Source organism: Streptomyces omiyaensis (assembly GCF_014650895.1).
GTDB lineage: Bacteria > Actinomycetota > Actinomycetes > Streptomycetales > Streptomycetaceae > Streptomyces > Streptomyces omiyaensis.
In genome coordinates this window covers 197709-208494 of record NZ_BMVV01000015.1, presented here as the reverse complement: position 1 = coordinate 208494, position 10786 = coordinate 197709, and the positions used below count along the sequence as shown (strand labels likewise).

The window sequence follows — 10786 nt, the reverse complement described above, 5'->3', positions numbered from 1 at the left end:
TCCTCGTCCACCGCCGCCGCGAACGGGGCGATCTTCGCCTCCGCCAGCGCACGCACCGACTCCCGGAGCATCTCGTGCTCCTCGGAGGTCCGGTACAGGTCGAAATCAGCAGATCCCGCCACGATCATCCACTCCCACGCTTGCTAACTACCGTTAAGTAACTCGAAGGGTAGGGCGTGACGGGGGGCTCTGTCAGGGCCCGACTATGCTCGGGCAGGCAGTTCCGCCCGACGTCCCTGGAGTCCCGCATGGCCCTGAAGATCACCGTGATCGGCACCGGATACCTCGGCGCCACCCACGCCGCGGCCATGGCGGAGATGGGCTTCGAGGTCCTCGGCCTCGACGTGGTGCCGGAGAAGATCGAGCTGCTCGCCTCCGGACGCGTCCCGATGTACGAGCCCGGCCTGGAGGAGCTGCTCGCGCGGCACGTCGCCGGGATCGAGGGCTCCAGCGGCCGGCTGCGCTTCACCACCTCCTGGGAGGAGGTCGGCGCCTTCGGCGACGTCCACTTCGTCTGCGTGAACACCCCGCAGAAGCACGGCGAGTACGGCTGCGACATGAGCTACGTCGACGCCGCCTTCGCCGCGCTCGCCCCGGTCGCCCGCGAGGGCTCGCTGGTCGTCGGCAAGTCGACCGTGCCGGTCGGCTCGGCCGAGCGGCTGGCGGGGGTGCTGCCGGAGGGCGTGGCGCTGGCCTGGAACCCCGAGTTCCTGCGCGAGGGCTTCGCCGTCCAGGACACCCTGCACCCGGACCGGATCGTCGTCGGCGTCCCCGGCGACGACGGCGGGCGGGCCGAGAAGACGCTCCGCGAGGTGTACGCGGGGCCCGTCGGCGAGGGCTCGCCCTTCGTCGTCACCGACTTCCCCACCGCGGAGCTGGTGAAGACGGCCGCGAACTCCTTCCTCGCCACCAAGATCTCCTTCATCAACGCGATGGCCGAGGTCTGCGAGGCGGCCGGCGGCGACGTCGCCAAGCTGGCCGAGGCGATCGGCCACGACGACCGGATCGGCGGCAAGTTCCTGCGGGCCGGCATCGGCTTCGGCGGCGGCTGCCTGCCCAAGGACATCCGGGCCTTCATGGCCCGCGCGGGCGAGCTCGGCGCCGACCAGGCGCTGACCTTCCTCCGCGAGATCGACTCCATCAACATGCGGCGGCGCGGCCAGATGGTCGAGATGGCCCGCGAGACGCTCGGCGGGAACTCCTTCCTGGGCCGCCGGGTCGCCGTCCTCGGCGCCACCTTCAAGCCCGACTCGGACGACGTCCGCGACTCCCCCGCGCTCAACGTGGCCGGCCAGATACACCTCCAGGGCGGCCAGGTCACCGTCTACGACCCCAAGGGCATGGAGAACGCCCGCCGGGTCTTCCCGACCCTCGGCTACGCGGACTCGGCCCTGGAGGCCGTCCGGGGCGCGGACGTGGTCCTGCACCTGACCGAGTGGCGCGAGTTCCGCGAGCTGGACCCGGCGGAGCTGGCCGCGGTCGTCTCCTCCCCGGTCGTCCTCGACGGGCGCAACGCCCTGGACGGCGAGCGGTGGCGGGCGGCCGGCTGGACGTACCGGGCGATGGGCCGCCCGCGCGCCTGACGGCACGGAACACGGGAAGGGGCGCCCCGTCGTGGACGGGGCGCCCCTTCCGGTACGCGCATCCGGTGCGCGCACGGGTCAGGCGGCGACCGGCCTGATCCGGTTGGTGCGGGCGAGGAACTCGGTCTCGCGCAGGGCCCGGGTGGCGTTGCCGTGGGCCAGGCCGACCAGGTCCCGGGCGGGCCAGTCGCGCCGCAGCAGCTCCGCGAAGAGCGGTACGTAGCCGGCCGCCGGGTCCGCCAGGTGGGAGAGGCCCGTGGAGCCGGGGCCGGCCCCGTCGCGCACCCGGTCGAGGAGGTCGGCGGTGGCCGCGGGGTCCTCCCCGACGGGGACCATGCAGACGGCGCCGTTCTCGCCGAGGAGACGGAGCACGTCGTCCGGGAGGGCGTCCGGGGCGGCCCGGGTGACCAGGGCGGGGGCCCGGGTGACGGCGAGGACCTTGCGGACGGTGTCCTGATCGGCCCCGGTGAGGTCCACCGCGAGGCCGATGCGGTTCATCTCCCGGACCGCCTCGCGGGCGAAGCGGTCGTAGCGGGTGAGGTTCACGGCCCGGACGCCCAGGGCGTGGTAGGCCCGCAGGGTGGCGGCGGAGCCGCCGAGCGCGGTCCAGCCCACCGGCCCGAGGAGGGCGGCGACCCGGCCGCAGTTGCGCGCGTGGACCATCTCCGAGACGGTGTGCGCCAGGCGCAGGTCCTCGGGGCAGGCGGCGACGAGCGCGCGGATGAGGTCGATGCGGCGCAGGGTGCCGATGGCCCCGTCGTCCGCGTCCACGTGCAGCGACCAGAACTGGGCGCCGGCCTCCTGGGCCCGGGCGGGCGGCAGGTCCTCGGGGTCGAGGAGCACGGGGAGTTCGGTGTGCCCTTCGAGGACGGGCTGGGCGGCGAGGATCGCCCGGGCGCGGGCGGTCTCGTCGAGCGGCTGGGGTGGTGGCTCCGGGGGTTCCAGCGCGCCGACGGCGCCGGAGGCGGCAGAGAAGGGGGGGTGGTCGTCTAGGTCTGCCATGGCACTACTCACACTTCCGAACTCGGTGATGCAGTACTACCCCGCCGAAGGGGCGGGGCAGTACGGTCCACCGTGCCAGCGGCCCCGGCCGGGGGCCCGCCGGGCTGCGCCGTCCGGGTGACGGGCCCGGGGTGCGGGCCGGGGCCGCGGGGCCGGCCCGGAGGAGGGGAACCGCGACCGGATGATCGACACCCGGACCGCCGCGCGGCCGCCGGCCCGGACCGCCGTGGCCCGGATCCCCCTCTCCCGGTCCGGGGGCTCAGGCCCCGTCGAGCTGCGCGATCGTCGCGTGCGACGGGGCCGTGCGGGCGGCCAGGTCGCGGGCGGTGTCCTCCGCGTCGCGCAGGACGCGGAGCGCGTTCGACCACGTCAGCTTGGCCAGGTCGGCGCGGGACCAGCCGCGGTGCAGGAGCTCCGCGATCAGGTGGGGGTAGCCGGCGACGTCGTCGAGACCGGCCGGGGTGAAGGCGGTGCCGTCGTAGTCGCCGCCGATGCCGATGTGGTCGACGCCGGCGACCTCGCGCATGTGGTCGAGGTGGTCGGCGACGGTGGCGGCGGTGGCGATCGGCCGCGGGTGCTCCTGGGCGAAGGCGGCGTGGATCTCCCTCGCCCGCGGGGTGGTGTCGAGGTGGTGCAGGCCGTGGGCGCGGAGGTTGGCGTCGGCGCGCAGGGTCCACTCGACGGCCGCGGGGAGGATGAACTTCGGGACGAAGGTGGCCATCGCCACGCCGCCGTTGCCGGGCAGCCGCTCCAGGACGTCGTCCGGGACGTTCCTCGGGTGGTCGCAGACCGCGCGGGAGGAGGAGTGCGAGAAGATCACCGGCGCGACGGAGGCGTCGAGGGCGTCGCGCATGGTGCCGTCGGCGACGTGCGAGAGGTCGACGAGCATGCCGCAGCGGTTCATCTCGCGGACGACGGCCCGGCCGAAGGCGGTGAGGCCGCCGTGCCGGGGCTCGTCGGTGGCGGAGTCGGCCCAGTCGTTGTTCTCGTTGTGCGTGAGGGTCATGTACCGCACGCCGAGGGTGTGCAGGGCGCGCAGGGTGGCCAGCGAGTTGTCGATCGAGTGGCCGCCCTCGGCGCCCTTGAGGGAGGCGATCCGGCCTTCCGCGCGGGCCTTGACGACGTCGTCGGCGGTGCGGGCGGGGGCGAGGTCGGCCGCGTACCGCTCGACCAGCCGGTCGACGGCGTCGATCTGCTCCAGGGTGGCGCTCACCGCGTGGTCGCCGGCGAACCGGCCCGGCACGTAGACCGACCAGAACTGGGCACCGACCCCGCCGGCGCGGAGCCGGGCGAGGTCGGTGTGGAGGGTGGCCGAGCGGTCGCCCGCGATGTCGAGCTTGTCGAGGTCGTAGCCGCACTGCTCGCGCAGGGCCCACGGGAGGTCGTTGTGCCCGTCGGCGACGGGCGCCTCCGCGAGCAGGGCACGGGCCTCGGCGAGCCGCTCGGCCGCGCTCACCGGGCGAACCCGAAGGACTCGGTGCCCTCGACCTTGGCGCGGAGCCGCTTGCCCTTCTCGGTGGCCTGGGCGTTGAGGTCCTGGAGGAACTCCTCCATGCGGGCCCGGAGCTCGGGGTCGGAGGCGGCGATGATCCGGGCGGCGAGCAGGCCCGCGTTGCGCGCGCCGGCGACGGAGACGGTGGCGACCGGGATGCCGGCCGGCATCTGCACGATGGAGAGCAGCGAGTCCATGCCGTCGAGGTACTTCAGCGGCACCGGGACGCCGACGACGGGGAGCGGGGTGACGGAGGCGAGCATGCCCGGGAGGTGGGCGGCGCCGCCGGCGCCGGCCACGATCGCCCTGAGGCCCCGGCCGGCCGCCTGCTCGCCGTACGCGATCATCTCGCGCGGCATCCGGTGCGCGGAGAGGACGTTCACCTCGTACGGGATCTCGAACTCGTCCAGCGCCTGGGCGGCGGCCTCCATGACGGTCCAGTCGGAGTCGGACCCCATGGCGATGCCGATGAGCGGGTTACTCAACGATCGTCCCTCGCAGGTAGTCGGCGGCGTGGCGGGCGCGCTCCAGCGTCTCGTCCAGGTCGTCGCCGTAGGTGTTGACGTGGCCGACCTTACGCCCGGGCTTCACGTCCTTGCCGTACATGTGGATCTTGAGCTGCGGGTCCCGGGCCATGCAGTGCAGGTAGCCCTGGTACATGTCGGGGTAGTCGCCGCCGAGGACGTTGCACATCACGGTCCACGGGGCGCGCGGGCGGGGGTCGCCGAGCGGCAGGTCGAGGACGGCCCGGACGTGGTTGGCGAACTGGCTGGTGATCGCGCCGTCCATGGTCCAGTGGCCGGAGTTGTGCGGGCGCATCGCCAGCTCGTTGACGAGGATCCGCCCGTCGGTGGTCTGGAAGAGCTCCACGGCCAGGTGGCCGACGACACCGAGCTCCTTGGCGATCCGCAGGGCCAGCTCCTGGGCCTGCCCGCCCAGCTCCTCGTCGAGGTCGGGGGCGGGCGCGATCACGGTGTCGCAGACGCCGTCGACCTGGCGGGACTCGACCACCGGGTAGGCGACGGCCTGGCCGTGCGGGGAGCGGACGATGTTCGCCGCGAGCTCGCGGACGAAGTCGACCTTCTCCTCGGCGAGCACGGGCACGCCGGCGAGGAAGGGGTCGCGGGCGTCCTCGGCGGTGCGGACGAACCAGACGCCCTTGCCGTCGTAGCCGCCGCGGACGGTCTTGAGGATGATGGGGAAGCCGCCGACCTCGTCGGCGAAGGCGACCGCGTCGGCCGCGTCGGCCACGATGCGGTGCCGGGGGCTGGGCGCGCCGATCTCGTCGAGCTTCGCCCGCATCACCCCCTTGTCCTGCGCGTGCACGAGCGCATCGGGCCCGGGGCGGACGGGGATGCCGTCGGCCTCCAGGGCGCGCAGGTGCTCGGTGGGGACGTGCTCGTGATCGAAGGTGATCACGTCGCAGCCGCGCGCGAAGGCGCGGAGCGTGTCCAGGTCCCGGTAGTCGCCGATGACGACCTCGCCGGCCACCTGCGCCGCCGAGTCCTGCGGGGTGTCACTGAGGAGCTTGAACTTGATGCCGAGGGGGATGCCCGCCTCGTGCGTCATGCGGGCGAGCTGCCCGCCGCCGACCATGCCTACTACCGGGAACGTCACCCTCTTAGGGTATCCGCACCATCGATGAACACGTTTCCGGCTGTGGATTGACACAAGGCGTGACGGGGTAAGGCTCGGTTTTCCACAGGTTTCTCGCCTACCCGGGCGGGTGACAGGGGAGGCTGGTTAGCATGAGTGGGTTGACGTCACCCGGACGTCACCCGACGGACGGACCGACCCCACCATGAGCGAACCCGGCGCGCTGCGCATGCGACTCGCCCTGCTCGGCCGAGAGGTCGCCAAGTTCGGCGTGGTCGGCGGCCTCGGTGTCCTGGTCAACCTGGCCGTGTTCAACCTGGTCCGGCACACCACGGAGCTTCCGGTGGTGCGGGCCAGTCTGATCGCCACGGTCGTCGCCATCGCCTTCAACTACGTGGGGTTCCGCTACTTCACGTACCGCGACCGCGACAAGTCGGGCCGGACCAAGGAGATGACCCTCTTCCTGCTGTTCAGCCTGGTCGGGCTGGTCATCGAGAACGGCATCCTCTACGCGGCGACCTACGGCCTCGGCTGGAACTCCCCGCTGGCCAGCAACTTCTTCAAGTTCTTCGGCATCGGCGTGGCGACCCTGTTCCGCTTCTGGTCGTACCGCACCTGGGTGTTCCGGGCCCTGCCCGCGAAGGAGGCCGTGCAGACGGCCGAGTCCTTCCTGGAGGCGGACGCGCGCAAGCGGGCCGAGCCCGCGACGCCGCGGCAGGCCCGCCGCCGGCAGCCCGATCGCGTCTGAGCCGCCCGCTCCGCGAAGGACCCGGACCGTCCTCGGTCCGGGTCCTTCGCGTTGCCGGGGGCGGGACGGCTCCTAGCGGACCGGGCGGTCCCGGGGCTCGTCGGAGGGGCTGCGGGCCTCGCGGCTGAGGAAGAGGGCGAAGACGGGCGGCTGCTGCTGGAGCAGCTCCAGGCGGCCCCCGTCGGCCTCGGCGAGGTCCCGGGCGACCGCGAGGCCGATGCCGGTGGAGCTGCGGCCGCTGACCGCCCGCTCGAAGATCCGCGCGCCGAGGTCGGCGGGGACGCCGGGGCCCTCGTCGGTGACCTCGATCACCGACTGGTTGCCGGTGACGCGGGTGCGCAGGGCGACGGTGCCGCCGCCGTGCATGAGGGAGTTCTCGATGAGCGCGGCGAGGACCTGGGCGACCGCACCCGGGGTGCCGATGGCGCGCATGCCCTGCTTGCCGGAGTGGACGACGGCCCGGCCGGCGCTGCGGTAGGCGGGGCGCCACTCCTCGATCTGCTGCTTGACGACCTCGTCGACGTCGAAGGCGACGGCGGAGCCCGAGCGGGGGTCGCGGGAGTTGGTGAGGAGCCGCTCGACGACGTCGGTGAGCCGCTCGACCTGGGTGAGCGCGATCGTCGCCTCCTCCTTGACCGTGTCGAGGTCGTCGGCGAGGGCGACCTCCTCCAGGCGCATGGAGAGGGCGGTCAGCGGGGTGCGGAGCTGGTGGGAGGCGTCGGCGGCGAGGCGGCGCTCGGCGGTGAGCATCCGGGCGATCCGCTCGGCGGAGGCGTCGAGCACGTCCGCGACCCGGTCGAGCTCGGGGACCCCGTACCGCTTGTGCCGGGGCCGGGGGTCGCCGGAGCCGAGCCGTTCGGCGGTCTCGGCGAGGTCGGTGAGCGGGGACGCCAGCCGGTTGGCCTGGCGTACGGCGAGGAGGACGGCCGCGATGACGGCGAGCCCGGCGACGGCGACGATGATCAGGGCCGTGCTGCCGACCTCGGAGGTGACGGCCGAGCGGGACTCCTCGACGACGACCGTCTCCCCGCGCTCGCCCTCGGCGTAGCCGCGGATGACGCTGCCGGTGGGGCGGGCGCCGATCTCGATGGAGGGCCGGCCGGGGATGGTGACCAGCGCGTACCGCTTGGCGCCGCTCTGCTCGGCCAGGATGTCCGGGTTGACCGGCTCGCCGCCGATCAGCCGGCTGTCGACGATCGACACGATCCGCAGCGCCTCGGCGTCCACGCTCTCCTGGGCGCTGCTGGTGATGGTCCTCGTCTCGACGAGGACCAGGGAGACCCCGAAGACGGCGATCACGACGAGGACGACGGCGAGGGTGCTGGTGATGAGGCGGCGACGCACTTGCCCTCCCGGGCGGGGGTACGGGGGTGGGTGGCGGGGCCCCCGTGCCGCGCGGGCTTCGGGAGGGGGCCCCGGCGCACGGGCCCCCGGCCGCGCGGGGCCGGAGGCCGGGGCTGCGGCCCCCGGGTCGTGGGCCCCTGGGTTCCGGGGCCGGGGCTCTGGGCCCCTGGGTTCCGGGGCCGGGACTCTGGGCCCTGGGCCCCGGGCCCTGAGCTCTGGGACGTGCGGGGCCCGGGGTGCGGGGACGGGGGTGCGGGCCCGGGGACGCGCGGCGGCCTCGGGCGCGGGCGGGGTGCCGCTCGGGGCGCCGTCACGGGCGGACGCCCGCCCCCGGGGAGGCGGGGCGCCCCGGGCCGTCAGCTCTTCTCGAAGCGGAAGCCGACGCCGCGGACGGTGGCGATGTAGCGGGGGTTGGCCGCGTCGTCGCCGAGCTTCTTGCGGAGCCAGGAGATGTGCATGTCGAGGGTCTTGGTGGAGGACCACCAGGTGGTGTCCCAGACCTCGCGCATCAGCTGGTCGCGGGTGACGACCCGGCCCGCGTCCCGGACCAGGACCCGCAGCAGGTCGAACTCCTTCGCCGTGAGCTGGAGCTCCTCCTCGCCCATCCAGGCCCGGTGGGACTCGACGTCGATGCGGACGCCGTGGGTGGCGGGGGCGGGGGCGGGCTCGGTGGCGCCGCGCCGGAGCAGGGCCCGGACCCGGGCGAGGAGCTCGGCGAGGCGGAACGGCTTGGTGACGTAGTCGTCGGCGCCCGCGTCGAGCCCGACGACGGTGTCGACCTCGTCGGCGCGGGCGGTGAGGACCAGGATCGGGACCGTGTGCCCGTCGGCGCGCAGTCGCCGGGCGACCTCCAGGCCGTCCATGCCGGGCAGGCCCAGGTCGAGCACGACCAGGTCGACGCCGCCCTGGAGGCCGGTGTCGAGGGCGGTCGGCCCGTCCTCGCGGACCTCGACCTCGTACCCCTCTCTCCGCAGGGCGCGGGCCAGCGGTTCCGAGATGGATGCGTCGTCCTCGGCGAGCAGTACACGGGTCATGGGGTGATGGTAGTCCGCACGGGTGCCGGGCCGGGGCGAGATCGCGCGGCGCCCGCGACCGGCTCCGGCCGCCTCCGAAGCAGGGCGCGTAACCTGGCTATCACCTTGGAATAGCGCTTGTTGGTTCCATGGTCACCTGTGATCCATCTCTCAAGTCCTTCCATATCCGGCACTGTCGTGTCGTATGGTGGCGAGACGTCTGTGGCGGTAATCGGGGACCTTTGGACTGCTTCGTCAGCCAAGGTCCTCTTTTCTGCTCAGGGTCGGCTCGGCCGGCCCGGTAGACGGTGAACGACCTGTGGGCCGGGTCCCGCGGCGCGACGACGCGCGGCGGGGCGTGGATCCCGGGCGGGGCTCGTACGTCCCGGCCGGTGCCGGCCACCCCCCACCGGGCGCATCACGCTCACGAGGCGTCGCGTCCCGACAGAGCAAGGATCGACATGGCGGCAACGACCGTTCCCGCGGGTTCGGAGAAGACCTTCTTCGGGCATCCCCGCGGCCTCGCCACCCTCTTCATGACCGAGATGTGGGAGCGTTTCTCCTACTACGGCATGCGGGCGCTTCTCGTCCTGTACCTGGTCTCCGGCGGCGCCGACGCGGCGACCGGCAGCCAGGGTGGCGGACTGGCCATGACGGCCGCTACGGCCACGGCGATCTACTCCGTGTACGTGTCGATGGTCTACCTGATGGCCATGCCGGGCGGCTGGTTCGGCGACCGCGTCTGGGGCGCGCGCAAGACCGTCGCGATCGCCGGTTTCGTGATCATGGCCGGTCACCTGTCCCTGGCGCTGCCGGGTCAGGCGATGTTCTTCGTCGGCCTGGCGCTCGTCGCCGCCGGCTCCGGTCTGCTGAAGGCCAACATCTCGACGATGGTCGGCCACCTCTACGACGGCCCGGACGACCCGCGCCGTGACGGTGGCTTCACCCTCTTCTACATCGGCATCAACCTCGGCGCCTTCGTCGCCCCCTTCGTCGTCGGCACCGTCGGCGAGAAGGTCAACTGGCACCTCGGCTTCGCGCTCGCCGCGGTCGGCATGGGCCTGGGCCTGGTCCAGTTCCTCATCGGCACGAAGAACCTGAGCCCGAAGAGCAACGTCGTCCCCAACCCGCTGAGCCCGGCCGAGCGCAAGAGCGTCCTGGTCAAGGTCGCCACCGTGCTGGTCGTCGCCGCCGTCTTCTACGGCGTCGTCGTGGCCCTGGGGATGTACACCCTGAACTGGGCGATCGTCCCGATCACCCTCGCCGGCCTGATCATCCCGGTCGCCGTCCTCGTCCGCATCAAGCGCGACAAGGACCTGTCGAAGACCGAGCAGTCGAAGATGACCGGCTACATCTGGTTCTTCGTCGCCGCCGCCGTCTTCTGGATGATCTACGACCAGGGCGGCTCGACCCTGTCGCTCTTCGCCGACGGCAAGACCGCCGACACCGTCCTCGGCTTCGGCTTCCCGGCCACCTGGTACCAGTCCCTGAACCCGCTCTTCGTCATGGCGCTGGCCCCGGTCTTCGCCTGGCTGTGGCTGTGGCTGGCCCGCAAGAACCAGGAGCCGAACACCATCGTGAAGTTCGCGATGGGCCTGGTCCTGGTCGGCGCCTCGTTCTTCGTCTTCGTCGTCCCGATGAACATGGCGGGCGACGGCACCAAGGTCTCCCCGATGTGGCTCGTCTCGATCTACATGATCCAGACCATCGGCGAGCTGTGCCTCTCCCCGGTCGGCCTCTCGGTCACCACGAAGATGGCGCCGCAGAAGTACGCCTCCCAGATGATGGGCGTCTGGTTCCTCGCCGTCACCGCCGGTGACTGCACCACGGGTCTGCTCTCGCTGGCCGGTGTGGACCTCAACGGCACGGGGGTGATCGCCATGGAGGCGAGCCTCGCGGTCGTCGCCGGCCTCGCGGTCTTCATGTACCGCAAGAAGGTCCAGGCGCTCATGGGCGACGTCCACTGACGCCGGACGCCACGCGCGGGACGGCCCCGGCACACCCCACG

10 protein-coding genes are annotated in these 10786 nt (G+C 72.9%); 3 read left to right on the top strand and 7 right to left on the bottom strand.

The genetic code is table 11. The features are described 5' to 3' along the window. On the bottom strand, positions 1-122 hold a 122-nt coding region (locus tag IE287_RS24295), incomplete at its 3' end, for an acyl-CoA dehydrogenase family protein (RefSeq protein ID WP_189851301.1). Between the two features lie 126 nt (positions 123-248). Between IE287_RS24295 and IE287_RS24290 the strand changes: the two genes are divergently transcribed. Beyond that, entirely contained in the window at positions 249-1583 is a 1335-nt protein-coding gene (locus IE287_RS24290) for a UDP-glucose dehydrogenase family protein (protein WP_189851284.1), read from the top strand. A 78-nt stretch (positions 1584-1661) separates the two neighbouring features. Here IE287_RS24290 and IE287_RS24285 read toward each other — a convergent pair whose 3' ends face one another. The 4 genes from IE287_RS24285 to IE287_RS24270 form a co-directional block, all read right to left on the bottom strand. Further along, on the bottom strand, positions 1662-2585 hold the full coding sequence (locus tag IE287_RS24285; protein WP_189851283.1) for a membrane dipeptidase: 924 nt from the start codon (positions 2583-2585) through the stop codon (positions 1662-1664). Between the two features lie 259 nt (positions 2586-2844). After that, the gene (locus IE287_RS24280; RefSeq protein WP_189851282.1) at positions 2845-4041 is read right to left on the bottom strand and encodes a dipeptidase; all 1197 of its coding nucleotides are present in this window, start codon (positions 4039-4041) and stop codon (positions 2845-2847) included. Further along, positions 4038-4535, bottom strand: a complete 498-nt coding sequence (gene purE / locus IE287_RS24275) for a 5-(carboxyamino)imidazole ribonucleotide mutase (RefSeq protein ID WP_189851300.1) — start codon at positions 4533-4535, stop codon at positions 4038-4040. Before purE ends, IE287_RS24280 begins: the two co-directional genes overlap by 4 nt. A gap of 19 nt (positions 4536-4554) precedes the next feature. After that, positions 4555-5694: a 5-(carboxyamino)imidazole ribonucleotide synthase gene (locus tag IE287_RS24270; RefSeq protein WP_189851281.1), complete on the bottom strand. Its 1140-nt coding sequence runs from the start codon at positions 5692-5694 to the stop codon at positions 4555-4557. Between the two features lie 184 nt (positions 5695-5878). Here IE287_RS24270 and IE287_RS24265 point away from each other — a divergent pair, with 184 nt between their 5' ends. After that, positions 5879-6421 carry a GtrA family protein gene (locus IE287_RS24265; RefSeq protein ID WP_189851280.1) on the top strand — a complete coding sequence of 181 codons (543 nt, stop codon included), beginning with the start codon at positions 5879-5881 and terminating at the stop codon, positions 6419-6421. 72 nt (positions 6422-6493) lie between these two features. On the opposite strand, the gene IE287_RS24260 is transcribed toward IE287_RS24265, so the two are convergent. Both IE287_RS24260 and IE287_RS24255 read right to left on the bottom strand, forming a co-directional pair. Further along, positions 6494-7765 carry a sensor histidine kinase gene (locus IE287_RS24260; protein WP_189851279.1) on the bottom strand — a complete coding sequence of 424 codons (1272 nt, stop codon included), beginning with the start codon at positions 7763-7765 and terminating at the stop codon, positions 6494-6496. Between the two features lie 356 nt (positions 7766-8121). Next, positions 8122-8799, bottom strand: a complete 678-nt coding sequence (locus tag IE287_RS24255; RefSeq protein WP_043232119.1) for a response regulator transcription factor — start codon at positions 8797-8799, stop codon at positions 8122-8124. Between the two features lie 440 nt (positions 8800-9239). Between IE287_RS24255 and IE287_RS24250 the strand changes: the two genes are divergently transcribed. After that, positions 9240-10745, top strand: coding sequence for a peptide MFS transporter (locus IE287_RS24250; protein WP_189851278.1), 1506 nt, complete (start codon positions 9240-9242; stop codon positions 10743-10745). The last annotated feature ends 41 nt before the right edge of the window (positions 10746-10786 follow it).